The following is a 23,657-nucleotide window of genomic DNA, read 5'->3' on the forward strand; positions in this document are numbered from 1 at the left end:
ATGAACCTGAGATTTCACATCATTACGATGACGGTACTGGCCGTTATCAGCGACGCCATCCTGATTCCCTTCTACCCGCAGTTTTTCAGCGCGCGCTACGGCATCGACAGCCCTGTTCACGTGGGCGCCTACGTGGCGGCGATCTCCATCGCCGTGATGTGCACCCTGCCATTGTGGGCACGCGTGGCACGCCGCGTCGAACCGCTGCACCTGCTGGTCTACACGCAGTTTGCCGCCGGCACCTTCAGCCTGCTGAGCGACTGGGCGCCTACCGTGGAGATCTACTGGATACTGTCGATGCTGATGTTCATGTGCAAGAGCAGCTACCTGCTGATGTACCCGTACATGATGCGCCTGACCCCCAAAGAGCAGCATGCGGCCACCATTGGCATTCTGTCGGTGGTAGTCCACTTCGGCGCCATCTTCGGCGCGGTGGTGGGCGGCTTTGTGCTACAGACCTGGGGGCCGCGCGCCAGCATTTTTGCCATGGCGGCCGGCGACTATTTTCAGATGGCCGTCTGCTTCTACCTGATCCGCAGCGGAAAGATCATTCGCGTCAACACCGGGGAGCAGGCAATGGCCGAAGCCACCGAAGCGCGCCGCGTCGGGCTGCTGGCCCGCCTGCCCATCCTGAAGCTGGCGCTGGTGATGCTGATGTTCGACTTCAGCGCCTACCTGATCCGCCCCTTCTTCGCGCTGTACTGGCAGAAGATCACTGGCAACGACAGCGAGCTGCTGTCGGGCATGGCCTTCGCCATACCAGGTGTGGTGGCCATCGTCGCGCTGCGGCTGCACGCCTGGATAAGGGCGCGCGGCGGCGACCTGCCCGACCACACGGTAGGCAACCTGCTGCTGGGCGCGGCCGGTCTGTTGCTGCATGCTGCGCCCGATCCTTTTCTGGTCGTGCTGGGGCGCGTGCTGTATGGCTGGGCCTTCTTCCAGATCATCGTCAAGCTGGAGGTCAACCTGTTCCGCCTGTCCACGCCGCAGCGCTATGCGCAGGACTACAGCATCACCAATTTCTTCCAGAACATGGGCGTGTTGCTGTCCTCGTTTGCGGCGGGCGCGATTGTCAATCGCTATGGGCTGCATGTGCCCTTTCTGCTGGCGGCCGGCGGCTTTGTCCTCACCGCACTACTGGATCGCCTGATCCTCAAAGTGCCCAGCGCCGGACATCTGGATGAAACCGGAAGCGTCACAAATTCTTCATCTTTAAAGGAGCCCGCCCATGCCAACTGACACGCTGCACCGCCGCGCCGACGCCGTGCAAAGGCCGTACTGCGACGAGACGGGTTTTGTGTTCCGCCCGTTGCGGATACCGGAGGACATCCCGACTTTGCACCGCTGGTTCATCCAGGAGCGTGCCGCCTTCTGGCTGATGCAGGACAAGACCGAGGACGAAGTTCGTGAGGCCTACCAGCGCATGATGGATTCCGGCACCGCCACACCCTACATCGGCTGGCACGAAGGGCGACCGGCTTTCCTGGCTGAGTGCTACGACCCCGCGCAGGACCGCATCAAGGCCTTCTACACGGTGCGGCCCGGCGACCTGGGCATGCACATCTTTATCGGCCCGCCCCAGCAGCGCATCGCCGGGCACTCGCGCACTGTGTTTTACGCGCTGATGCGCTTCATGTTCGAGCACCTGGGTGCGCAGCGCATCGTCGTGGAGCCCGACGCCACCAATCACAAGGTCCATGCCTTGAACCGGTCGGCAGGCTTTGCCTACGACCGTGATGTGGTCTTCCCCGAGAAGATCGCCAGCCTCGCCTTTTGCACACGGCGGGATTTTGAACAGGCTACGGCCGCCACCTTAGAGGAAGTCCATTCATGAACGTCACCATCGCCCACCAGATCGCGCACGACCCGGCCCAGTTCGCCGCCCACCTGACGCCGGAGGTCTGGGCTCAGGCCAACCGCCTGCTGTTGCGCAAAGCCATTGCCGAATATGCCCATGAGATCATCATTGAACCGGAGCAACTGCGTGCAGGGAAGGGTGGCTTCGCGTTGTACCAGGTTTGCTCCGACGACGGCGCCGTGTGCTACCAGTTCGAGGCCCAGCGCCTGGCCTTGCGCCATTGGTACATCAAACCGGAATCCATCCGCAAGCTGGTGAACGGCGCAGACCAGTCGCTGGACGCGCTCCAGTTCATCATCGAATGCCGCCAACGTCTGGGCATACGTGATGAGCTGCTGCCCATCTACCTCGACGAGATCAGCAGCACGCTCTTCGGTAGTGCCTACAAGCGCATGAAGGCAGACGCACCCAGCAGCGCCCAGCTGGCCGACGCCACCGACTTCCAGACCATTGAGGTCGCCATGACCGAAGGCCATCCGGGTTTTGTCGCCAACAACGGGCGGCTGGGCTTCACCGCGGCCGACTATCAGGCCTACGCGCCTGAGGCCGGCTCGGAGATTCGAGTCATCTGGCTGGCCGTGCACAAGGACCATGCGGCTTTCTCCAGCATCTCCACGCTCAGCTACGAACAGCTGCTGGCCGAAGAGCTGGGGCAGGAGACCGTGGACGGCTTTACCCGTGAAGTGGCAGCGCTGGGCGTCGATCCAGTCGACTACAACTTCATGCCGGCCCACCCGTGGCAGTGGTTCAACAAGCTGTCGATCGCCTTCGCCGGCTATGTTGCCCAGCGCAAGATCATCTGCCTGGCCTATGGCCGCGACCACTACATCGCCCAGCAGTCCATCCGTACCTTCTTCAACACCAGTGACCGCAGCAAGCGTTATGTGAAAACTTCGCTGTCCATCCTGAACATGGGCTTTATGCGCGGCTTGTCGCCTTATTACATGTCGGGCACACCGGCTATCAATGAGTTCCTCAAGGACCTGGTGTCGGGCGATGCCTTCCTGCGCGCGAACGGCTTCACCATCCTGCGAGAGGTCGCGTCAATCGGCTTTCGCAACCACTATTACGAAGCCGCGATACCGGTCGACACCCCCTACAAGAAGATGTTCTCGGCGCTGTGGCGCGAGAGCCCGCTGCCTTTGCTCAAACCGGGCGAACGCCTGATGACCATGGCCGCGCTGCTGCATGTCGACAAAGACGGCCATGCCCTGCTGCCCGAGCTGATTCGCCGTTCCGGCCTGAGCACGAAAGCCTGGCTGAAAAGCTATCTGAAGGCTTACCTGACGCCGCTGCTGCATTGTTTCTACAAGCACGACCTGACCTTCATGCCGCACGGCGAGAACCTGATCCTGGTGCTCGACAAACATGTGCCGGTGCGCGCCATCATGAAAGACATTGCCGAGGAATGCGCCATCCTCAATATCGAAGCGAAGGCGCTGCTGCCGGAGCGCGTCAACCGACTGGCGGTCGATGTGCCCGACCACTTCAAGCTGCTGGGTATCTTTATCGACGTGTTCGACGGCGTGCTGCGCCATATCAACCAGGTGCTGGTGGAAAACGCCTGCTGCAACGAGGACGACTTCTGGCAATCGGTGGCCGACTGCGTGTCTGACTACGAAGACGCCCATCCCGGGATGGCCGAAAAGTTCGCGCACTATGACATGTTTGTGCCCGAGTTCCTGCATTCCTGCCTGAACCGCCTGCAACTCGGCAACAACGTGCAGATGGTCAACCTGGCCGATCCCGCTTCCAGCCTGAAGATGGCCGGCAATCTCGTGAACCCGATTGCCGGGCTCCGCCGCCGCGCCGCGCACCGGGCCGAGGCAGAACCGGTTGCGGAAAGCGTTGCATGAGCTTTGACATGCGGGCGGAGGACACGGTGCGCGACGGCGCGCCGCTGCAGGCGTGGGCGTCCGCGCCCAACGCTGACCTCGCCCGCGTGTTGCAACTGGCCGGGCGCATCGCACCCTCGCTGCGCGGCGAGCAGGGCGATGCACCGCTGCCCAGCGCACTGCGTCATGGCGACGACGCAGCGGCCAGGCCGGGTCCGTTGCGGGCGCTGTGCGGGCACTGGGCAGAGGCCTACCCCGAAGCCGGCGCGCACTATGTGGCGCTGCGTTGTTGGGGCCTGGCGATCTGGCAGCCGGTCTACTTGAGCGTGATCGCCGCGCATCTTGATACGCATGTCCCGCGGCTGGCTGGCCTGGCACAACCCGTGGTGGACGGGTTTCCCAGCGGCTTTCAATTGCCGGTGCACGCGCCCATGAAGGCCGCGACGCTGCCTTCACGCATCCACCTGGCATCAGGCGAGCTGCGCGAACTGTGCCAATCCACGCGCGCGGCACTGATGCCGTTGGTGACCCTGCATGCCCGCGCCGCTGACCGGTTGCAGGCCGAGTGTGTGTTGGGCGCGCTGCTGCTGGTCCATCGCAGCACCCCCGCCTTGGGGGATGCCGAAGTTGCGGCGCTCGGAGAGGAATGGCTGGTGCAGCTGGGTATTGCCGGCGGCTGCGGCTTTTTTGCCTACCGGGCGCGTGACGGGACGCCCGCGCTCGCCCTCGACCGCAAGGTGTGCTGCCACTACTTTCGCCGCCATGACGGCGAGAAATGCAGCACCTGCCCCAAGCTCCCGCTCGACAAGCGTATCGCCCGATTGCTGGCTGATCCTTCGTAGTCCGGGCCATTGATTCCGCGATGCGGCTGTGCCTTTCTCAAGGCCGGTATGCTTCGCCACGCCCTGGAGAGTTCCATGAACGATATCGCACGCCTGGTGCATGTCATGCCGGCGGACCCGCAATTGCCCGTAGGCGCGTACTTTGACGAGGCCTTGTTCGCACGTGAGCAGGCATTGATCTTCAACCAGTCCGCCCGCTACCTCGGCCATGAAAAAGCCGTGCCGCAGGTCGGCGACTGGCACCGGCTCGCGCAGGAAGGCGGAGGCCGCGTGCTGGTGCGCAACCCGCAGGGCGTGGAGCTGTTGTCCAACGTCTGCCGGCACCGGCAGGCGCTGATCCTGGGCGGTGAAACCGGCAACGTCAGCGGGCCGGCCAACCCCAAAGGCAACCTGTCGGCTGCCGGCGGGAACATCGTCTGCCCGCTGCATCGCTGGACTTACAACAGCAGCGGCGAGTTGCTGGGCGCGCCGCAGTTCGAGCAAAAACCCTGCAAGAACCTGCAGCGTTTTCCCTTGCGGAACTGTCACGGCCAGCTGTTCGAAGGCCCGCGCGACCCGGCTCAGGATATGGCGCCGCTGTTCGAGCGGCCCGAGTTCGATTTTTCGGATTACGTGCTCGACCACGTGGAAATTCACCAATGCAACTACAACTGGAAGACCTTTATCGAGGTCTATCTGGAGGACTACCACGTCGCGCCTTTCCATCCCGGCCTGGGCAGCTTCGTCAGTTGCGACGACCTGAGCTGGGACTTTGCCGACTGGTACAGCATGCAGCGTGTCGGTGTGCATGAGTCGCTTGGTGCGCCGGGCTCTGATATTTACAGTACCTGGCACGACCGTCTGCTGAATTACCGCACCGGCACCCCGCCCGACTTCGGCGCGGTTTGGGTGACTTACTTCCCCACTCACATGATCGAGCTGTACCCGCATGTGTTAGTCCTCTCCACGCTTTATCCCAAAGGGCCGCAGGACACGGTCAATGTGGTGGAGTTTTACTATCCCGAAGAGATCGCCGCCTTCGAACGGGAGTTCATCGAAGCGCACCGCGCCGCCTACATGGAAACCGCCCGGGAAGACGACGAGATCGGCGAGCGCATGGATGCGGGCCGGCGCGCGCTGCTGGCGCGCGGCGTCTCGGACACCGGGCCCTACCAGTCGCCGCTGGAAGACGGCATGCAGCATTTCCACGAGTGGTACCGGCGGACCATGGGTGCCTCATCTCCCCCTTGAAGCCGGGATGCCGCTAGCCTCACAATGCAGCCATGCGCAAACATTTCTCCGAAACCACGGGCCCGCAGCGGCTCACCCTGGGCCTGGTGGCCGGGCTGATTGTGGCGGCGCTGCCGCTGCCCCTGGGCTGGCAGTTTTGCGGCTTGCTGGGCTGGTGTGCCGGCGTCGGCGTTTATCTGTGGCTGGCCTGGTGGCTGTGCGTGCGCTTTGACGCCAAACGAACGCGCGAACGTGCACAGGCTCAGGACGAACCCAGCGTGGTGCTGTTTTTACTGATGCTGCTGGCCACCATGGCCTGCGTCGCTGCCATTACGTTGATGATGCAACAGGCAAAAAACCTGTCGGGTATGGAGCGCACGCTGCACATCGTGCTCTCCGTTGCGGCGCTGGCTGCCTCCTGGCTTTTCATGCAGACGATTTACGCGTTTCGCTATGCCCATCGCTATTACCACGAAGAAAAACTCGGAGAGCCCGATGGACCCGGTCTGTGTTTTCCCGGCGGGCTGGATCCGGACTATTTCGATTTTTTGTACTACGCCCACGTGGTCGGCATGACCTCACAGGTCTCCGACGTGCAGGTCACCTCGCGCGAGATGCGCCGGCTGACGCTGGTGCACAGCGTGCTGTCGTTCGGCTTCAACATGCTGATCCTGGCGCTCAGCATCAATGTGGTGGCGGGCGCGCTGCAATAAGCGGCCGCAACGCCTATTTACTCAGGCCCAGCGCACAGGTTCCTGGCTTCCTATATTCGAAGCAACTGCTTCTTCAGCGCCATCTTTTCCTTCTTGCGAAGGCTCGCTTCAGACTTGCGGTGTGAGCCGGCCTTACGCTGCGTCGCCGGGGCAACCAGCGGGTTGCGCGGCTTGGGCGTGGTCAGCTTGATCTTCAGCTTGGTCTTGCGGGCCGACGTCATGCCTTCTGCTGTTCAGGTTTGCGGCCCAGCTTGAGCAGCCCGGTTGACAGCGCGGTGCCAATCACAATCACCACGGCGCAGATCACCATCCAGGCCGTCACATGCTCACCGAGGAAGATCACGCCATAGATCACCGCAAACACCGGCACCAGGAAGGTGACCGACAGCGCGCGCGGCGGGCCGGCGTTTTCGATCAGGCGAAAAAACAGGATGTAGGCCAGCCCGGTGCAGACCACGCCTACGGCCAGCAGCGCCAGCCAGGCATGCGCGCCCGGCATCTGCGCCGGCCACAGCCAGGCGGCGGGCAGGGCCAGGCCGAGGGTTGCGCCAATCTGGCTGCCCGCCGCGGTGACCAGCGGCGGCATGCCTGACAGATAACGCTTGGTGTAGCTGGCGGATATGCCGTAGCAAATGCAGGCAAAGAGGCAGGCCAGCACGGCCCACCCTGGCGCTACGCCTGAAGCATCGGGCTTGAAGGTGGCTTTGTCCCAGGCCAGCATGGCTACGCCGGCAAAACCCACGAAGAGGCCCAGCACGCGTGAGGCATTGGGTTTGTCTTTCAGCCAGAGCCAGGCCACCAGGGCGCCGAACATCGGCACCGTGGCATTGAGGATGGCCGACAAGCCGGTGGTGATGGACAGCAGGGCAAACGAAAAGCACGCAAACGGGATGCCCGAATTCAGTATGCCGATGAAGAAAATCCGTTTCCAGTTTTTCTTCAGGTCAGGCAACAGGCCGCGCAACCATACGATGGGCAGCAGGAACAGCGCCGCAATGCCCACGCGCACTGCGGCGGTGGGCAGGGGACCGAACTCCACCGTGCTGATGCGCATGAAGAGAAAGGAAGAGCCCCAGATGGCCGCCAGCATCACAAAATCGGCAGCCCAGTTTTTGGGCTTGGTGAGGGCCGCACCCACCGGCGCGGCGATACCGGAGGGACTGGAACTCACAGCGTGCTCTCCTGAAGTGCGCCTTCGAGTTTAAGCAAGGCGGTTTTGCGGTGCAGGCCGCCTGCGTAGCCTGTGAGTGAGCCATCGGAGCCCAGCACCCGGTGGCAGGGCACGATCACGCTGACCGGGTTGCGCCCGACTGCTGCGCCCACGGCGCGCACGGCTTCCGGCTTGCCGATACGCTGGCTCACCTGGCCGTAGCTGAGGGTGCCGCCCTGCGGGATGGCCAGCAGCGCTTGCCACACCGACTGCTGGAAGGCCGTTCCGTGCCCCAGGTCCAACGGCAGGTCAAATTCGGTGCGTGTGCCGGCATAGTATTCCGTGAGTTGCTTGATGGTCTGCTTGAGCACCGGGTGGTCCGGGTCTTCGCGCCACACATAAGGTTTCACGAGTTGCGGCGGCAGGTGACGCTGGCCGGCAAACCAGGTGCCGGCCAGGCCTTTGTCAGTCGCGGCAATGATCATTTCCCCCAAGGGGCTGTGGAAGGTCGTCTGGACGATGGAGTTGTCGAATTTCATCTTGTTCACCTTTGAATGGTTTCGAGTTTCTGCCTTATGAGGTCCTTTTTGGGCCTGAATAGGCGGCTGAAGCTGACTTGTCTCTTTTGCGGGCAAAGACTGGCTCGATCATTCACCGGCGATGTTCGCGCCAAGGCGCTGGACCGTCCAATGAAATCGAGGCGCTGCATTCATTCCCCGAACGCATGAATCGCCATGTCGTCGCTGTTGCGCCGTCAGCCGGGACGCTCCAGCGTGCCGCTCCAGGCGCGGATCACCGCGTAGCTGCGCCAGGGTTTCCAGGCCTCCGAGGCCAGCTCAGCCTCCCGTGCCGGGTTCTTTTTTTCCTGCACACCCAGTGCCTTGTGCAGCGCCACATCGCCTGAAGGAAACGCATCGGGCCAGCGCAATGCCCGCATGGCAATGTATTGCGCCGTCCAGTCACCGATGCCGGGCAACCCTTTCAGCATAGTCACCGTCGTGTTGATGTCGGCGCCACTGTGCAATTGAAGGCGTTTTTCTGCCACTGCTTGCGCGATTCCCACGATGGCGGCCTGGCGCTGCCTGACGATGCCCAGTTGCCCGAGCGCGTCGCCGCTGACCGCGGCCAGCACGGCCGGTGCGGGGAAAAGGCGCGTTAGCTGCGGCCACGGTGTTTCCACCGGTTCGCCAAAACGGTCCACCATGCGCTGCGCCAGCGTGCGTGCGGCGGCCACGGTGATCTGCTGGCCCAGCACGGCGCGCACCGCCAGCTCGTAGCCATCCAGCGCGCCTGGCACTCGCAGGCCGTCGCCTTCGGGGAAACTATCGTGCAGTACGCTGTTGATGGTGGCCGGATCAGCGTCCAGGTCAAAGGTGGTGCGCACGCGGCGTATGACCAGCGGCAGCACTTCGCGCAGCGAATCGCTCACGCGCAGCACCAGCTGAGAACGGCTTTCATCAAAGCTTGCCAGCAGCCAGCCGGCATGCAGCTTGCCGCCCGACTCGATGCTGAAAGTCCTGCCCAGAGCGGGCTGCGCAGCGTCCGCGTCAATGAATTCAATGGCGCTGATGCAGCGCTTGCTGAAGAAGGCCAGCATGGCCTGCACGTCATAGGGCGGGCGGTAGCCCAGCCGCACGATGACGCCTTCACCCACCTCGCCGACCCGGGCCGGGCCCTGGCGTCGCAACTGCGTGGGGTTGAGTTTGTAGTGCTCCACAAAGGCAGCATTAAAGCGCCGCACGCTGGCAAAACCGCTGATCAGCGCAATCTGCGTGATGGGCAGATTGGTGTCGGCCAGCAATTGTTTGGCGGTGTGCAGCCGGTGCGTCTGCAGGTATTGCATGGGCGAGACCCCGAACTGTGCCTCGAAAATCCGCCGTACGTGGCGGTCGCTCACGCCCAGCTTGGCAGCCAGCTTTTCTACAGAAGGTGCTTCCTCGGTCCACACCTCGGGCTCATCCAGCAGGCGCGCCGCCTGGTGCGCCAGGATGTAGGACGCATCCTGTATTGACCACACCACTGAATGCGGCGCCAGCTCGGGCCGGCAGCGCAGGCAGGGACGAAAGCCCGCGCTCTCGGCCTGGGCCGCGTGGTGAAAGAAGCGGCAGTTTTCGCGTTTGGGGGTTTTCACGCTGCAGACCGGACGGCAATAGATGCCGGTGGAGGTCACACCGGTGAAAAAACTGCCGTCAAACCGGGCGTCCCGCGCCTTGAGGGCGAGGTAGCAGTCGTTGTCGGCAAGAGGGGTGGTTTCGCGGTTCATGAGGGAAATGATACGCCGCAGCAGGCTGTTGACTAGCCGTTTCCGGACATGTCCCTTTGGCCGAAAAAGCCTTCAAAATTCCTGTCCAGGCTAGCCGTTTTTCGCCTCGTTGGAGACCGGTTAGATACCACTTTGCCGAAGCTTTCCATAGTCTGAACGGGCCCCCTGGAAACGGTGGCGGCCTACAGTTCGCGAAAGGACCGCCCCCTACAATCAAACCCATCAAATTGAAGGATCTCGCCGATGCAAATCAACCCGTCCATCTTCAAGGCCTACGACATCCGCGGTGTCGTGCCCTCCACCATCCATGAGGAAATGGCCGAGGCGCTGGGCAAGGCTTTTGGCATGGCGGCGCTGGCCGAAGGTGAGAAATCCGTGGCGGTAGGCCGTGACGGGCGCCTCAGCGGGCCATCGCTCAGTGCTGCGCTGATGCGCGGCCTGGCCGCGGTGGGGCTGGAAGTGATCGACGTCGGCATGGTGACCACCCCCATGCTGTACTTTGCGGCCAGCACCCTCACGGCTTCCGGTATCCAGGTCACAGGCAGCCACAACCCCAAGGACTACAACGGCTTCAAGATGGTGCTGGCAGGCCGCGCCATTTATGGCGAAGAAATCCAGGCGCTGCGCCGCGCGATGGAAGGCGAGACATGGGTGTTGCCGTCCCAGGCCGGTGCCATTCGCCAGGTCGATGTCGAAACGGCCTACCGCGACCGCATCGTGTCCGGCATCAAGCTCGAGCGTCCGCTCAAAATCGTTATCGACTCTGGCAACGGCATAGCCGGCGCTTCGGCGCCTGCGATCTTTCGTGCGCTCGGCTGCGAGGTGACCGAACTCTTCAGCGAGGTGGACGGCAATTTCCCCAACCACCACCCCGACCCCAGCAAGCCCGAAAACCTGCAGGATTTGATCAAGGCCCTGCAAAGCGGCAAGGCCGAACTGGGCCTGGCCTTTGACGGCGACGGCGACCGCCTCGGCATCGTGACCAAAGACGGCCAGAACATTTACCCCGACCGGCAGATGATGCTGTTTGCCCGCGACGTGCTCTCGCGCGTACCGGGCGGCACCATCTTGTTCGACGTGAAATGCTCGCAGCGCCTGGCGCCCGAGATCGAGGCAGCCGGCGGTGTGCCGCTGATGTACAAGACCGGCCATTCGCTGATCAAGGCGAAGATGAAAGAAGTCGATTCGCCGCTGGGCGGCGAAATGAGCGGCCATATCTTCTTCAAGGAACGCTGGTACGGCTTTGACGACGGCACTTACGCCGGCGCGCGCCTGCTGGAAATTTTGAGCCGCGTGCCCGACGCCGGCATTGTGCTCAATGCCCTGCCTACCAGCTTCAGCACGCCCGAACTTAACGTGGCCTGCAAGGAAGGCGAGCCGCACACGGTGGTGGAGGCCTTGATCAAATCCGCGAAATTCGCGGCGCCTGCCAGGATCTCGACGATTGATGGCGTACGCGTTGACTGGCCCGACGGCTTTGGATTGATCCGTGCGTCCAACACCACGCCGGTGCTGGTGCTGCGCTTTGAGGGCCACACCCAGCAGGCACTGGAGCGCATCGAGGCCGACATGCTGACCTTGTTACGGAGCGTGAAGCCCGGCGCCAGCTTCGCTGCAGCCGCTCACTAGGCCCACCCCCGTCCAAGCTCACTACGTGTAGCTTGTTCCCCCCTCAAGGGGGCGGCGCCTGGGGCCGGCAAAGCCGGACCCTCGGCCCCCACTGGTGGAATACCCCCCGTTAGTTACGCCCATCGGACTCTTCAACCAACGGGTGCCGCGGAACCGGCTTTGCCGGGCCGCAGGCACCGTCCCCTGCAAGGGGAAAAGGGCTACACGCGGTGAGCCCGATAGGGGTGTGCCAATTTTTCGGCTTTGCCAGACCGCAGGCGGGCGGCCCCCTCGGGGGGCAGCGACCCACACGAAGTGGGGGAGCGTGGGGGTCTAAAATGCTTCATGAAAATTTTGCTGGTCAAGCTGTCCTCCCTCGGCGATGTGGTGCACACCCTGCCGGTGGTGCGGGACATCCATGCCGCGCTCCCGGACGCGCAGATTGACTGGGTAGTGGAAAAGGCCTTTGCCCCCTTGCTGGCGCGCCACAAAGGTCTGCACCGGGTGATTCCCTGTGAGATCCGGCGCTGGCGCAAATCATTCTGGACGCTGGCCACGCGAAACGAATGGCGTGCCTTCCAGCGCGACCTTCAACGTGAAGCCTATGACATCGTCATCGACCTGCAGGGCTTGACCAAGTCGGCGCTGGTGGCGCGGCTTGCCACGGTGGCGCCCGGCGGCAAGCGCTACGCCCTGGCGAACCAGACCGAGGGCTCGGGCTATGAGGCGCCTACCCGCTGGGTGGCCGACGTGGCCATCACCCTCCCACCGCATATTCACGCGGTGCAGCGCTCGCGCGAGCTGGCGGCGCGTGCGCTGGGCTACACCCTGAAAGGCGCACCGGATTTTGGATTAAAAATGCCTGCAGCCCATGAGGGACGGGCGCAAGCAGCTCCTGAAAAGATAGCACCTGCAGCGTCGAAAGGCCGGGTGGTGCTGGTCCACGGCACCTCGCGCGCCGACAAGGAGTGGCCGCTGGATCACTGGATCACTCTGGGGCGGCGCCTCCATGCGGCCGGCTACCCGGTGGCACTGGCGCACGGCAACGCACACGAGCTGGCCACCAGCCAGGCCATTGCGCAGGCGCTGGCCAAAACCGCCGCGGACATCGCCCTGGTGCTGCCGCTGCTGCCGCTTGACGCGCTCACTGAAGCGCTGGCGCAGTGCGCCGGTGTCATTGGTGTCGATAGCGGTGTCAGCCACATTGCCGTGGCACTGGATTTGCCGCATGTTCAGATCTACAACTTCGACACGGCGTGGCGCACCGGCCCCGGCACCCTCGGCCACGGGGGGCGGCAGGTCAGCGTGTTTGCGCGGCCGGCACCCACGGTGGAAACCGTCTGGCAGGCCTGGCTGGCATGCTGGGCGGTGAGCAGCCCCGCCAGTGCCGAAGGGGCGAAATGAGCGCGCTGGCCCTGAAACTTTATTCGCTGCTGATGTGGCTGGGCCAGCCGCTGCTGCGCCGCAAGCTGGCGCGCCGCGGCAGGCAGGAGCCCGGCTACCTTCAGGCGGTGCAGGAACGGTTTGGCCACTACGTTCAGCCAGCAGAAACCGCCTCGGAGCTGGTCTGGCTGCATGCCGTTTCGCTCGGTGAAACGCGCACGGCGGCCATTTTGCTCAAGGGGCTGCGCGCGCAGCATCCCGGTTTGCGTATTTTGCTGACGCACGGCACGGCCACGGGACGTGCCGAGGGTGTGGCCCTGCTGCAGCCCGGCGACGTGCAGGTATGGCAGCCCTGGGACAGCCCGGGTGCAGTGGCGCGGTTTTTTAATCACTTCAAGCCGCGCTTGGGCCTGCTGATGGAAACCGAGATCTGGCCCAACATGGTGGCCGCAGCCCAGACGCGTGCCATGCCGCTGGTGCTGGTCAACGGCAGGCTGTCTGAAAAGTCCCTGCAGCAGGCGTTGAAAATGTCGCCGCTGTCGTTTCCGGCTTACGCGGCGTTGTCTGCGGTGTATGCCCAGACCGATGACGACGCGCGGCGCTTTCGCCAGGCCGGCGCTGCGGTGAGTGGCGTGTTTGGCAACCTGAAGTTTGATGCCTCTCCTGACGACGCCCAGCTGGAAAAAGGCAAGGTCTGGCGCCGGGCGCTCGGGCTGCCGGTGCTCATGTTTGCCAGCTCGCGTGAAGGCGAAGAGCAGGAGTTTTTAAAGCAATTAAGTGCTGCGGCCCAATCTGAACAAGCGCAGACAGCTATCAATTTTGTAGCATATGAATCGCGGGAAGAAGCGCACAAGGAGGGGCCGGGAAGCCAGTTCAGGGTGTTGCTGGTGCCGCGCCACCCGCAACGGGTCAACGAGGTGGAGGCGCTGGTGCAGCAACACGGCCTGCGTGTCTCGCGCCGCTCGCACTGGCCCGAGGCGGCAAGCGGCCCGGCCGTGAACGACGATGCCTTGCAGGCGGATGTATGGCTGGGCGACTCACTGGGTGAAATGGCGCTGTATTACGCGATGAGCGATGTCGCGCTGCTGGGCGGCAGCTTCGCGCCGCTGGGCGGGCAAAACCTGATCGAGGCGGCTGCCTGCGGCTGCCCGGTCGTGATGGGCCCCCATACCTTCAACTTCACCGAAGCCGCCGAGCTGGCCATCGAGGCCGGTGCAGCCCGGCGCGTGGTGGACATGGAGCAAGGCGTGCGCGCCGCGAGAAAGCTCATCGATAAACCCGAAGCACGCGCTGCCGCGGTGGCCGCCGGGCTGGCTTTCGCCGACAGCAACCGCGGTGCGACGGTGAAGACGGTGGATGCGCTCCAGACCTATTTAAGTGGCTTTAACGGCACCTAGGCCGCCTGGTCGTCAATGAGCTCCAACAGCTCAATTGCACTTTTGGCGCGCGCATCCGTGCCGTTAGCGAGTGGTGCAATGCGGTGGCGCATTGAGTGGATGAACGCATTGAGTGTTGCTTTGACCGAGGCTCCAAGATATGTGTCGTAACCTTTTTCAGGGACGAATGAGCCACCAAGATCTATTAATGACTCCATAACTGCTCGCTGCGCCCACTCTTTCCCCTTCATGAGAATCTGTTCAATCTCCGGAAGGACACCCAAGACGACCGGATAGTACGTACCCCTGTGGTTGTTTCCAGTTGCCCAGAGAAGCGCATCGTAGGCGTCATTTGCGGTCGATTCGTCGTATGCATTCCAGAGCGCGTCGAGCGCGGCTTCCACGCTACCGGCAGCGTTGGAGTCCGGCTGGGGAAAGTGATCGAGATCGAGCGGCTTCATGGCTGTTTTGGTGGTCCAGCGATTGACATCAACACGGGGGCAAGTGACGTTTTGCTGAAAGGCGTTCGTTCGATGGCCTAGCGCTTGCCCAGCACCTGATGACAAGTGCAATTTCCCCACGCATAAAGGCGCAGGTGATGCGCCCAGTCGCGCAGCGTGGCCCAGGCGCCGCCGGTCGCCACTTCATACGGCGTCAGGCCAAACATGCCCAGGCTGATGGAGGGCTCCACTGACACCACCGAGTGCCAGGTTCGCTTGGGGATGAACAGGGCATCGCCGGCTTCAACGCGGGCGTGGTAGCCATGGGCTTTTTCGAAGGAGGCGAGTTCGCGGACTTGCTCAGGCAGGCGCGAGACGTTGACGTCGCTCAGCGTGGCACCCCAGTCGTATTTGGCGGCCGGGCACATGTGCTGGCGCTGGTCGGGTGAGAAAAGGATGAACTCCTTGACGCCCTGGAGCTGCACAAACCAGTTGTGCGGGAAGTCGTTGTGCAGTCCGGTCACGGTATTGGCCGGGCCCATGAACACATATTCCCAGGTCATGCGGCCGGGCCACAGGCTCTTGATGAGCAGGTCGCGCCGCAGCTCGGGGTATTTTTCGAGAATGTCCCACTGCGCCAGGTACAAGGTCGTCGGCTTGAACGACTGCATGTGGGCCCAGTTCAGGTGAAAGCGCTCGCCGGGTTTGTAGCTGTCCCGCACCGGCTTGGGCAGCAGGCCGGCCATGGGGTCCGGCGTGCGTTGCGCCGACTTGCCGAGTTCCCGCAGGTAGGGCGCGACCGGAAGGAAGGGGCGGCCCTTGGTCACGCCCTGTTCGACCAGGCCATCGGTGAACTTGACCGGCACCTCGGCGCCCTTGCCGGCACAGACGTCGGCGAGGAATTCAAACGACCATTTTTTCCAGGCCGGCCAGTGATGGATGCCGCCCTTGACCAGCACGGGTTTGTCAAACGGTTGCTGGCGGCCCGCGCGCTTGAGTTCTTCCCAGGTGGTTTCCTCGATCAGCTCGAAGCTGGGGCCTTTGGGGATGTGTACCGGCGCATCGGTCACGCGTTCAGCCTCTATCGGCAAGGGCAGGGGATTGTGTGCGGGCATCAACATGGAAATTCTGGCCCCGGGCCGGGCCTTTGTTGGAGTGTTGTGAAGCGTACCGCGATTTACCTGGCCAGCAGTGCGTTGATTTTTTGCAGGTCTTCCGGTGTCAGCGTGCCATTGGCCTGGCGCAGTTTCAGGTCGCCCAGCAGCACGTCGTAGCGCGCTTTGGCCAGGTCGCGTTTGGTCTGGAACAGCTGGCTCTGCGAGTTGAGCACGTCGATGTTGATGCGAACGCCGACCTGGTAACCCAGCTTGTTCGCATCCAGTGCGCTCTGGCTTGACAGCTCGGCGGCTTCCAGCGCTTTCACCTGGCCCTGGCCCGACTGCACGCCGAAAAACGCGGTGCGCGTGGCCTGGGCCACGGTGCGGCGCGCACCTTCAAGGTCGCTTTGCGCCTTGTCTTTCAGCGAGAGTGTTTCGCGCACGCGGTTTTGCGTCGCAAAACCGGCGAACAGCGGCACGTTCAGCACCACACCGATGGTGGTTGTGTTGGTGCGAAAGGCAAACGGCGGGATGGTGGTGGCCGTGCCCGACGGGTTGCGCGTCACGTTATAGCTGGCCGTCGCGTCCAGCGTCGGCTTGTGGCCGGCTTCGGCTTTTTGGACTTCCAGATCGGCGATCTCCAGCCCGCTTTGGGCCAGGCGGATATTCGGGTGCACTGCTTCGGATTGCTGCACCCAGGTATTCACATCGGCGGGTTCTACGGCCGGCAAATTGACGGGCGCGAGCAAGGGTTTGGGTTGCGTTTCGGTTTTCCCGACCAGCGTGTCCAGCGCGATTTTCTTGACGCGCAAATCGTTTTCGGCGGCGATCTCCTGGGCGATGACCAGGTCGTAGCGTGCCTGCGCCTCGCGGGTGTCGGTGATGGTGGAGGTACCCACTTCAAAGTTGCGCTTGGCCGACGCCAGTTGCTCGGCCACTGCGGCTTTTTGCGCCCGGACAAACGTCAGCGTGTCCTGCGCGGCCAGCACGTCGAAGTACGCCTGACTGGTGCGCACGATCAGGTCCTGGTTGGCGGTTTCGAGTTGCGCCTGGGACTGCTCGACCTGCCGGGATGCCTGCTGGTAGGTGGCCCAGTTGGCCGGGCGGTACAGCGGCTGCGAAAGGTTGAGCGTGGCGTTTTGCGTATTGAAGCTGCGGTCTATCACCGGTGCGGTGTTTTCAAAACTGGTACGCGACGCGCCCGCCGAGATGCCGGCTGTCGGCAAGATGCCGGCCTTGGCCTGGGCGGCCCTGGCGAGGTTGGCGTCGTACTGGAGTTTGGCGGACTGGTAGGCAGCGTCGAAGGCGCGGGCCGAATCATACAGCTCCACCAGGCTCTGGGCCTGCGCGGCCGGGGCCGCCATCATCAGCGCCGCAGTGACGGCGATCGACAGGGGCAACATCGACAGGCGTAGCGCCGGCGGTTTCTTGGGCGTGGTCATAAAGGTCCTGAGGAATGAGTGAATCGGCGATGTGGAGGTGAATACGGTGTGCAGCGGCGGCAAAGGTCAGTACACAGGGACCGACGGGTCCACCTGCTGCGACCAGGCGTCAATGCCGCCCTGCAGATTGACGACCTCGGTGAAGCCGCTTTGCGTCAAAAAGTTGGCCACCTGCAGGCTGCGCATGCCGTGGTGGCAGAGGCAGGCGATCGGCTGGCCGGTGCCGGCTCCGATTTCCTGCAGCTCAGCCAGGCGCGTGGGTATTTCCCGCATCGGGATGTGCACCAGCCTGAAGCCGTCCTCCTTGACCGAGGCCGTCTGCAGTTCCCAGGGCTCGCGCACGTCCAGCACCACAGGCAGGGCGGGCGCGCCTTCCCCGGCGTTGTTGCGCCACTCGGCGAAGTTGGCGGGGCTCAGTTGGGGAATCATGGTCGGCTGTCCTGCGTTGGAATGCGTGCTTGGCGTTGGTGAAGTCGTGTACGGCGCCCAGGCTCAGAAGCTGAATTTCGAAGGTTCAGGGAAATTCAGCAGGCGTGGCGCCACGGTGTCCCAGGCCTGGGTGGTGCGCCAGGCGTCTTCGGCCACGCGTGTGACCAGGGTGGCGCGCATCATCGGCTCAAAGCCCACGATGGCGCTCAGGCGGCCGCCCACCTTGAGCAGGGACAGCAGCGAAGCCGGTACTTCGGCGACCGAGCCGCTGAGCACGATCACGTCAAACGGTCCACGAAGCGGGTCGTTGCTGGAAACGGCCTGGGCGATTTTTGCGGCGCCGTCGCCGGTGCGCACTTCGGCGTTATAAAGGCCCGCCCTTTGCAGGTTGTCGCGTGCGGTCTGCGCCAGCTTGGGGTCGATCTCCAGCGTGATCACCTGCTGCGCGCGGTGGGCCAGCAGTGCGGCCATGTAGCCGGAGCCGGCGCCGATTTCCAACACCTTTTCATGCTTTTGCACGGCCAGTTCCTGCAGGATGCGGGCTTCCACCTTGGGCGCCAGCATGCACTGGCCGAGCCCGCTGCCCAGCGGGATTTCCATGTCGACAAAGGCCAGTGCCTTTTGGGCGGCCGGCACAAAGTCTTCGCGCTTGACCACGGCCAGCAGGGAAAGGACCTGGTTGTCCAGCACTTCCCAGGGGCGGATTTGCTGCTCAATCATGTTGAATCGGGCTTGTTCGTAGTTCATGGCGGACCTGTAAGTTGGCGAAATGGGGGAGGGTGAGCTGTACACGAGATAAACCTTTGATTTTAACGGTCGCCCATGACGGCGGCCGGCGTTGCAGCAGGCATGTCCGCGGGGTCTTGCGGCGGTGTTTTGGGGCCGAATTTGCGCTTGAACCACTGGCCCAGGTCGTCCAGGTAGCAATACGTCACCGGCACCACCACCAGGGTCAGCAGCGAAGAGGTGATGACACCGCCGATCACGGCCTGGCCCATGGGCGCACGCTGCTCCGAGCCCTCGGTCAGGGCAAAAGCCAGCGGCACCATGCCGAAAATCATCGCCAGCGTGGTCATCAGGATGGGGCGCAGCCGCACCTTGGCGGCGTGCAGCAGCGCATCGCTGCGGTTCATGCCCGGAACGCGGTGGCCATCCACGTCGACCTGGTCGGCACGCATACGAATGGCAAAGTCCACCAGCAAAATGGCGTTCTTGGTCACCAGCCCCATCAGCATCACCACGCCGATGATGGAAAACATCGAGAGCGTGGAGCGGAACAGCAGCAGGGCCAGCACCACACCGATCAGGGTCAGCGGCAGCGAGGTCATCAGCGCCATCGGCTGCAAAAAACTCTTGAACTGGCTGGCCAGGATCATGTAGATGAACAAAATGGCCATCACCAGTGCCGACACCGCGTAGCCAAAGGATTCGGCCATGTTCTTGGTGGAGCCGCTGAACTGATAGCGATAGCCGGGCGGAAAGCTGAAGTTTTCCAGCGCGGCCTTGATGTCGTTCGACACCTCGCCGGCCGAGCGGTTGTAGACGTTGGCGTTGATGGCGACTTCGCGTGCCATGTCGCGCCGGTTGATCTGGTTGGGCCCGGTGGATTCCTTCACGGTGGCCACCTGGTTGAGCCGGACCATGTGCGCGGCGCCGTCGGCACTGCTGCCGGGCGTGCTCATGAAAGGCAGGCGCTCCAGGTCTTGCGGCGCGTTGCGCGCATCGGGTGCCAGGCGCACGTTCACGTCGTAGGTCTGGTCGTCGGGCGCGCGCCAGTTGCCCACCGTCTGCCCGGCCACCAGTGTGCGCAATGAGGCAGCGATCTGCGACACCGACAGGCCCAGGTCGGAGGCTGCGTCGCGCCGCACATCAATTTCAATCACCGGCTTGTCGGCCTTGACGCTGGAGTCCAGGTCCACCAGGCCGGGGATGCCGCGGATCTTGTCGTTGATGGCGCGCGTGAGGCGTTCCAGCTCTTTCAAATCCGTCCCCTGCAGCGAGAACTCCACCTGCTTGTTGCCGCCCACCGCGTCGAGCAGCCCGACGTGCGTCACGGTGATGCCTGGCACCTGCTTGAGGCGTTCGCGCAACACGCCCGACATTTCGTCGACGCTGCGGGTGCGTGCCTTGCGGTCCACCAGGCGCACGTAAATGCTGGCGTACATCTTGCCCTGGGCGTTGCCGGTGTTCAGGGTGGCCAGCGTGTACTTCACTTCGGGGAATTCGCGGATGATGGCTTCCACCTGCCGCGCCTTGGCTTCGGTGGTTTCCAGCGACGAGCCCACCGGCGTGTAGAAGTTGAGTGAGGTTTCCGAGAAGTCGGCCTTGGGCACGAACTCGGTGCCCAGCAACGGCACCATGAAAATGCTGGTGATAAAAATCACCAGTGCCAGTGCCAGGGTGGCCAGCTTGTGTCCCAGCGACCAGCGCAGGATGCCCTGGTAACTGTTGCTCAGCGAGTCGGTGGCGTGGTCGAACCAGCCGGTGACGCGGCCTATGGTCTTGTCGTAGAAAGTGACGGGCGCATGGCGTTTGCCGTGCGCTTCGATGGAAGGGTCGTGCCAGATGCTGGAGAGCATCGGGTCCAGCGTGAAACTCACGAACATCGAGATCAGCACCGCCGCCACGATGGTCACGCCGAACTCGTGGAAGAACTTGCCGATGATGCCGCCCATGAAGCCGATAGGCAGGAACACGGCGACGATGGAGAACGTGGTGGCCAGCACCGCCAGGCCGATCTCCTGCGTGCCGTCCAGCGAGGCCTGGTAGGGTGCCTTGCCCATCTGCACATGGCGCACGATGTTCTCGCGCACCACAATCGCGTCGTCGATCAGCAGGCCCACACACAGCGACAACGCCATCAGCGTGATCATGTTGATGGTGAAGCCGAACAGGTTCATGAACAAAAAGGTGCCGATGATGGAGATCGGCAGCGTGAGCCCGGTGATCACAGTGGAGCGCCACGAGTTCAGGAAGAGGAAAACAATCAGCACCGTCAGCAGCGCGCCTTCAATCAGCGTGCGGCGCACGTTTTCCACCGCCACGCGAATCGGCCGCGAGCCGTCGGTGATCAGCTCCAGCCGGGCGCCGGGCGGCAGTTGCGGCTGGATGTCCTTGATGGCCTGATTCAGGCCATCCACCACGGCAATGGTGTTTTCGTCCTGCGCTTTTTGCACCGACAGCAGCAGCGTGCGCTGGCCGTTGTACAGCGCCAGGCTGTCGATCTCCTGCGCGCCGTCGGCAATGCGCGCCACCTGGTCCACCGTGACCGGCGCGGCGCCCTTGCGCGCCACGATGATCTTGCCGAAGTCTTCGGGGCGCTTCATGCGTGCATCGATCTTGACGACCCGCTCCTGCTGCAGCGAGCGGATGGCGCCCACCGGCAAATCCTGGTTTTCGTTGCGCACGGCATTGACCACCTGGTCGGCCGTGATGCCCAGCGACTCCATGGCCTGCGGATTCAGGTAGACGTTGATTTCGCGCTTGGTGCCGCCCACCAACGTAACGGAGCCTGCACCGCGTACGTTCTCCAGGCGCTTTTTCAAGACCTGGTCGGCCCAGTTGGTCAGCTCCACGGCCGACATGGCATTGCCGCTTTGGGCATTGGGCAACACCGCAACGGACCAGATCGCCCGGCTTGCCGGGTCGAAGCGCAGCACGCGTGGCTCTTTCACTTCGTCCCGAAAGTTGGGGCGTATGGCGGCGATTTTTTCGCGCACATCTTCGGCGGCGCGGCGCCCGTCGACGTAGAGCTGGAACTCCATGATGACGACCGACTGGCCTTCGTAGCTGCGCGAGGTCAGCGCGTTGATGCCGGCGATCGAGTTGACGCCTTCTTCAATTTTTTTGGTGACTTCGCTTTCAACGATCTCGGGCGAAGCGCCCGGGTATTCGGCGGTGATGACGACCACCGGAAAGTCGATGTTGGGGAACTGGTCGACGCGCATGCGCTGGTACGAAAACAGCCCCAGCACCACGATGGCCAGCATGACCATGGTGGCGAACACCGGGTTCTTGAGGCTGACCTGCGTGAACCACATGCGCGCGAGTCCTCAGGGCGCCGGCTTGGCCGGTGCACTGGCTGCTTGCGCCGCAGCCGGAAGTTGTGTGAAGCGCACCTTGGTGCCCTCGCGCAATGCGCCGATCTCGCCGCGAATCACCACCGCGCCGTCGGCCAGGCCCTTGACGGCGACCACGCTGTCTTTGCCGGCGGTGCCGCGAGCGCCCAACTCGACGCTCTTGTGCACCACCAGGTCGTTTTCCACCGCTTGCACATAAGGCGTGGGTTTGTCGGTGCGCACGGCGCTGACCGGCACCGACAGCAGCGAAGCACTGGCCGTGCCCAGCGTGCCCTGCGCAAACAGCCCCTGGCGCAAGGGTGGCGCGCCGGCGTCGCCTGCTGCGCCCGGGTTGTCGATGCTGAGGTAAGCCATCACGCTGCGGCTGCCGGCCTGCGCCGTGGGATTGATGCGCACCACTTTGGCCGTGACGGGCTGGCGGCTGCCTTCAATCTGCAGCTGTGCGGTCTGGCCCACACGCACGTCCATGGAGTCGGTGGCGCTCAAGGTGGCTTCCAGCTCGAGCCGGCTCAGGTCCACCACCTCGACGATTTTGGTGTCGATGCCCACGCGCTCACCGGGTTGGGCAAGGCGCTGCGACACCTGGCCGGAGATGGGGGCTTTCAGGATTGTGTCGTCCACCGATTTGGCCGCGACCTCGGTGGCAGCCATCGCCGCCTTGTAGGTGGATTGCGCGGCGTTGAGGTTGGCCAGCGAGGTATCGAGCGCGGTCTTCGAGATGAAACCCTGGTCAACCAGCGCCTTGTTGTTGTCGTACTGGCGCTGCACCACATCCACCTGCGCCTTGGCCGACTCGGCCTGCTCGCGGGCCTGGCGCACGCGTGACTGGTATTCGGTGGCGTCGATGCGCGCAATCACCTGGCCGGCCTTGACCACGTCGCCTTCGCGAACCGTGAGGCCCTGCAGCTCGCCGGCCACGCGTGCCTTGATGACGGCGGAGTTGACGGCCTTGAGCGAGCCCGACACCGGCAGCCCCTGAACCACGTCGCGCGTTTGCGCCTTGACCACATCGGTGGCGGCCAGTTCGACCTGTCCCATGTCCTTGACGGCGGTGCTTGCGGCAAGCGCCTGTTGCTGGGCCTTGCGTGCGGACAATGCACGCAGCACGCCGCCCGCGATGAGCAGCACGATGAGTCCGGCGACCCCCCACTTGACCCATCGCTTCATGCTGCGGCTTTCCTGTTGGACTGTGCGGCGGCGCCGGCCGGTGCGGAGATGCCGTTCAGGATGGTTTCCACCTGGAAGGCGATGTATTTTTGCGGATCCAGGTCTGCGTCGCTGCTGATGCAGATGCCGGCGGTGTGCCTGGACAGGATCAGGAAAATCATCGGAGCGACCACCAGGTAAACCGCATAGTCCAGGTCCATGGGCCGGAACTCGCCGCGGTCCATGCCGCGTTGCAGGATGCTGCGGATCAGCCCGTGGCCCGGCATGATGACTTCTTGCTGGTAGAAGGCCGCGATGTCGGGGAAGTTCTTGGCCTCGCTCATCATCAGCTTGGTCAGGCCCGAGGCGCGCGTCAGGCCCACGCGCTCCCACCAGCTGTTCATGCAGTAAGCCAGCAATTCAGGGGTGGTGCCTTCAAAGGTGTCCAGCTCGGCGCGCCATTCCGTGAAGCGGCCCGAGATGTTTTCGCGCACCACGGCCTTGAACAGTTCTTCCTTGCTCTGGAAGTAAAGGAACAATGTGCCTTTCGATACCCCTGCGCGGGCGGCCACTTCTTCGGCGCGGGTGGCGGCAAAGCCTTTTTCCACAAACAGGTCAAGCGCGGCGTCCAGCAGTTCGCCGGGGCGTGCTTCCTTGCGGCGCTCGCGTTTGGCGGCGACCGCGGAGGTTTTGTCGCAAAATAATTTGGAAAGTGACATAGTTACTGACTGACTGGTTAGTAATATATCTGCTTACTTTCCGACCGTCAACCAAAACCGCCTAGGCT

At 63.3% G+C, this 23,657-nt stretch carries 21 protein-coding genes; 9 read left to right on the forward strand and 12 right to left on the reverse strand.

The window, feature by feature from the left end; genetic code table 11:
• The 6 genes from AC1DY9_RS00675 (at position 1) to AC1DY9_RS00700 (ending at position 6,457) form a co-directional block, all read left to right on the forward strand.
• Positions 1 to 1,239, forward strand: coding sequence for an MFS transporter (locus AC1DY9_RS00675; protein ID WP_477665555.1), 1,239 nt, complete (start codon positions 1 to 3; stop codon positions 1,237 to 1,239).
• Positions 1,229 to 1,834 carry a GNAT family N-acetyltransferase gene (locus tag AC1DY9_RS00680; protein WP_457279923.1) on the forward strand — a complete coding sequence of 202 codons (606 nt, stop codon included), beginning with the start codon at positions 1,229 to 1,231 and terminating at the stop codon, positions 1,832 to 1,834. The genes AC1DY9_RS00675 and AC1DY9_RS00680 overlap by 11 nt, the downstream gene beginning before the upstream one ends.
• Positions 1,831 to 3,714: an IucA/IucC family protein gene (locus tag AC1DY9_RS00685; RefSeq protein WP_477665556.1), complete on the forward strand. Its 1,884-nt coding sequence runs from the start codon at positions 1,831 to 1,833 to the stop codon at positions 3,712 to 3,714. Before AC1DY9_RS00680 ends, AC1DY9_RS00685 begins: the two co-directional genes overlap by 4 nt.
• Entirely contained in the window at positions 3,711 to 4,535 is an 825-nt protein-coding gene (locus AC1DY9_RS00690; RefSeq protein WP_457279925.1) for a siderophore ferric iron reductase, read from the forward strand. The genes AC1DY9_RS00685 and AC1DY9_RS00690 overlap by 4 nt, the downstream gene beginning before the upstream one ends.
• A gap of 75 nt (positions 4,536 to 4,610) precedes the next feature.
• Complete coding sequence (locus AC1DY9_RS00695; RefSeq protein ID WP_477665557.1) at positions 4,611 to 5,765, forward strand: aromatic ring-hydroxylating oxygenase subunit alpha; 1,155 nt, start codon at positions 4,611 to 4,613, stop codon at positions 5,763 to 5,765.
• Between the two features lie 32 nt (positions 5,766 to 5,797).
• Positions 5,798 to 6,457, forward strand: a complete 660-nt coding sequence (locus AC1DY9_RS00700; RefSeq protein WP_457279927.1) for a DUF1345 domain-containing protein — start codon at positions 5,798 to 5,800, stop codon at positions 6,455 to 6,457.
• A 50-nt stretch (positions 6,458 to 6,507) separates the two neighbouring features.
• On the opposite strand, the gene AC1DY9_RS00705 is transcribed toward AC1DY9_RS00700, so the two are convergent.
• The 4 genes from AC1DY9_RS00705 to AC1DY9_RS00720 all read right to left on the reverse strand — a co-directional run bounded on the left by AC1DY9_RS00705 (position 6,508) and on the right by AC1DY9_RS00720 (position 9,870).
• Positions 6,508 to 6,678: a hypothetical protein gene (locus AC1DY9_RS00705; protein WP_477665558.1), complete on the reverse strand. Its 171-nt coding sequence runs from the start codon at positions 6,676 to 6,678 to the stop codon at positions 6,508 to 6,510.
• Positions 6,675 to 7,628, reverse strand: coding sequence for a DMT family transporter (locus tag AC1DY9_RS00710; RefSeq protein WP_457279929.1), 954 nt, complete (start codon positions 7,626 to 7,628; stop codon positions 6,675 to 6,677). Before AC1DY9_RS00710 ends, AC1DY9_RS00705 begins: the two co-directional genes overlap by 4 nt.
• On the reverse strand, positions 7,625 to 8,146 hold the full coding sequence (locus AC1DY9_RS00715) for a methylated-DNA--[protein]-cysteine S-methyltransferase (protein ID WP_457279930.1): 522 nt from the start codon (positions 8,144 to 8,146) through the stop codon (positions 7,625 to 7,627). The genes AC1DY9_RS00710 and AC1DY9_RS00715 overlap by 4 nt, the downstream gene beginning before the upstream one ends.
• 215 nt (positions 8,147 to 8,361) lie before the next feature.
• The gene (locus tag AC1DY9_RS00720) at positions 8,362 to 9,870 is read right to left on the reverse strand and encodes a DNA-3-methyladenine glycosylase 2 family protein (RefSeq protein ID WP_477665559.1); all 1,509 of its coding nucleotides are present in this window, start codon (positions 9,868 to 9,870) and stop codon (positions 8,362 to 8,364) included.
• A gap of 243 nt (positions 9,871 to 10,113) precedes the next feature.
• Between AC1DY9_RS00720 and AC1DY9_RS00725 the strand changes: the two genes are divergently transcribed.
• From AC1DY9_RS00725 to AC1DY9_RS00735, 3 genes are all read left to right on the forward strand, one after another.
• Entirely contained in the window at positions 10,114 to 11,499 is a 1,386-nt protein-coding gene (locus AC1DY9_RS00725) for a phosphomannomutase/phosphoglucomutase (protein ID WP_477665560.1), read from the forward strand.
• 324 nt (positions 11,500 to 11,823) lie between these two features.
• Entirely contained in the window at positions 11,824 to 12,882 is a 1,059-nt protein-coding gene (waaC, locus tag AC1DY9_RS00730) for a lipopolysaccharide heptosyltransferase I (RefSeq protein WP_477665561.1), read from the forward strand.
• Complete coding sequence (locus AC1DY9_RS00735) at positions 12,879 to 14,258, forward strand: 3-deoxy-D-manno-octulosonic acid transferase (protein ID WP_477665562.1); 1,380 nt, start codon at positions 12,879 to 12,881, stop codon at positions 14,256 to 14,258. Before waaC ends, AC1DY9_RS00735 begins: the two co-directional genes overlap by 4 nt.
• Here AC1DY9_RS00735 and AC1DY9_RS00740 read toward each other — a convergent pair.
• The 8 genes from AC1DY9_RS00740 to AC1DY9_RS00775 all read right to left on the reverse strand — a co-directional run bounded on the left by AC1DY9_RS00740 (position 14,255) and on the right by AC1DY9_RS00775 (position 23,589).
• Positions 14,255 to 14,698 carry a hypothetical protein gene (locus AC1DY9_RS00740; protein WP_457279935.1) on the reverse strand — a complete coding sequence of 148 codons (444 nt, stop codon included), beginning with the start codon at positions 14,696 to 14,698 and terminating at the stop codon, positions 14,255 to 14,257. The two genes, AC1DY9_RS00735 and AC1DY9_RS00740, sit on opposite strands and share 4 nt — an antisense overlap.
• 77 nt (positions 14,699 to 14,775) lie before the next feature.
• Positions 14,776 to 15,798: a cupin-like domain-containing protein gene (locus AC1DY9_RS00745; protein WP_477665563.1), complete on the reverse strand. Its 1,023-nt coding sequence runs from the start codon at positions 15,796 to 15,798 to the stop codon at positions 14,776 to 14,778.
• Between the two features lie 56 nt (positions 15,799 to 15,854).
• Positions 15,855 to 17,216 (reverse strand): TolC family outer membrane protein, encoded by a 1,362-nt coding sequence (locus AC1DY9_RS00750; protein ID WP_477665564.1) that lies wholly within the window; start codon positions 17,214 to 17,216, stop codon positions 15,855 to 15,857.
• A gap of 66 nt (positions 17,217 to 17,282) precedes the next feature.
• Positions 17,283 to 17,645: a rhodanese-like domain-containing protein gene (locus AC1DY9_RS00755; protein ID WP_477665565.1), complete on the reverse strand. Its 363-nt coding sequence runs from the start codon at positions 17,643 to 17,645 to the stop codon at positions 17,283 to 17,285.
• Positions 17,646 to 17,708: 63 nt separating this feature from the next.
• Positions 17,709 to 18,392, reverse strand: coding sequence for a protein-L-isoaspartate O-methyltransferase family protein (locus tag AC1DY9_RS00760; RefSeq protein WP_457279939.1), 684 nt, complete (start codon positions 18,390 to 18,392; stop codon positions 17,709 to 17,711).
• A gap of 62 nt (positions 18,393 to 18,454) precedes the next feature.
• Positions 18,455 to 21,685, reverse strand: a complete 3,231-nt coding sequence (locus AC1DY9_RS00765; protein ID WP_477665566.1) for an efflux RND transporter permease subunit — start codon at positions 21,683 to 21,685, stop codon at positions 18,455 to 18,457.
• Between the two features lie 12 nt (positions 21,686 to 21,697).
• A complete protein-coding gene (locus tag AC1DY9_RS00770) occupies positions 21,698 to 22,891 on the reverse strand; it encodes an efflux RND transporter periplasmic adaptor subunit (RefSeq protein ID WP_457279941.1) in 1,194 nt (397 codons plus the stop codon).
• Complete coding sequence (locus tag AC1DY9_RS00775) at positions 22,888 to 23,589, reverse strand: TetR/AcrR family transcriptional regulator (protein WP_457279942.1); 702 nt, start codon at positions 23,587 to 23,589, stop codon at positions 22,888 to 22,890. Before AC1DY9_RS00775 ends, AC1DY9_RS00770 begins: the two co-directional genes overlap by 4 nt.
• Between the last annotated feature and the right edge of the window lie 68 nt (positions 23,590 to 23,657).

The sequence above is a fragment of the Polaromonas sp. P1_F6 genome, from assembly GCF_056405695.1.

What these genes read in the sequence shown, in the direction of transcription:
- waaC (WP_477665561.1), top strand. Translation starts at nt 11,824, where the DNA reads ATGAAAATTTTGCTGGTCAAGCTGTCCTCCCTCGGCGATGTGGTGCAC.
- AC1DY9_RS00700 (WP_457279927.1), top strand. Translation starts at nt 5,798, where the DNA reads ATGCGCAAACATTTCTCCGAAACCACGGGCCCGCAGCGGCTCACCCTG.
- AC1DY9_RS00770 (WP_457279941.1), bottom strand. Translation starts at nt 22,891, where the DNA reads ATGAAGCGATGGGTCAAGTGGGGGGTCGCCGGACTCATCGTGCTGCTC.
- AC1DY9_RS00695 (WP_477665557.1), top strand. Translation starts at nt 4,611, where the DNA reads ATGAACGATATCGCACGCCTGGTGCATGTCATGCCGGCGGACCCGCAA.
- AC1DY9_RS00765 (WP_477665566.1), bottom strand. Translation starts at nt 21,685, where the DNA reads ATGTGGTTCACGCAGGTCAGCCTCAAGAACCCGGTGTTCGCCACCATG.
- AC1DY9_RS00760 (WP_457279939.1), bottom strand. Translation starts at nt 18,392, where the DNA reads ATGAACTACGAACAAGCCCGATTCAACATGATTGAGCAGCAAATCCGC.
- AC1DY9_RS00735 (WP_477665562.1), top strand. Translation starts at nt 12,879, where the DNA reads ATGAGCGCGCTGGCCCTGAAACTTTATTCGCTGCTGATGTGGCTGGGC.
- AC1DY9_RS00740 (WP_457279935.1), bottom strand. Translation starts at nt 14,698, where the DNA reads ATGAAGCCGCTCGATCTCGATCACTTTCCCCAGCCGGACTCCAACGCT.
- AC1DY9_RS00725 (WP_477665560.1), top strand. Translation starts at nt 10,114, where the DNA reads ATGCAAATCAACCCGTCCATCTTCAAGGCCTACGACATCCGCGGTGTC.
- AC1DY9_RS00690 (WP_457279925.1), top strand. Translation starts at nt 3,711, where the DNA reads ATGAGCTTTGACATGCGGGCGGAGGACACGGTGCGCGACGGCGCGCCG.
- AC1DY9_RS00685 (WP_477665556.1), top strand. Translation starts at nt 1,831, where the DNA reads ATGAACGTCACCATCGCCCACCAGATCGCGCACGACCCGGCCCAGTTC.
- AC1DY9_RS00720 (WP_477665559.1), bottom strand. Translation starts at nt 9,870, where the DNA reads ATGAACCGCGAAACCACCCCTCTTGCCGACAACGACTGCTACCTCGCC.
- AC1DY9_RS00680 (WP_457279923.1), top strand. Translation starts at nt 1,229, where the DNA reads ATGCCAACTGACACGCTGCACCGCCGCGCCGACGCCGTGCAAAGGCCG.
- AC1DY9_RS00715 (WP_457279930.1), bottom strand. Translation starts at nt 8,146, where the DNA reads ATGAAATTCGACAACTCCATCGTCCAGACGACCTTCCACAGCCCCTTG.
- AC1DY9_RS00755 (WP_477665565.1), bottom strand. Translation starts at nt 17,645, where the DNA reads ATGATTCCCCAACTGAGCCCCGCCAACTTCGCCGAGTGGCGCAACAAC.
- AC1DY9_RS00745 (WP_477665563.1), bottom strand. Translation starts at nt 15,798, where the DNA reads ATGTTGATGCCCGCACACAATCCCCTGCCCTTGCCGATAGAGGCTGAA.
- AC1DY9_RS00750 (WP_477665564.1), bottom strand. Translation starts at nt 17,216, where the DNA reads ATGACCACGCCCAAGAAACCGCCGGCGCTACGCCTGTCGATGTTGCCC.
- AC1DY9_RS00675 (WP_477665555.1), top strand. Translation starts at nt 1, where the DNA reads ATGAACCTGAGATTTCACATCATTACGATGACGGTACTGGCCGTTATC.
- AC1DY9_RS00705 (WP_477665558.1), bottom strand. Translation starts at nt 6,678, where the DNA reads ATGACGTCGGCCCGCAAGACCAAGCTGAAGATCAAGCTGACCACGCCC.
- AC1DY9_RS00775 (WP_457279942.1), bottom strand. Translation starts at nt 23,589, where the DNA reads ATGTCACTTTCCAAATTATTTTGCGACAAAACCTCCGCGGTCGCCGCC.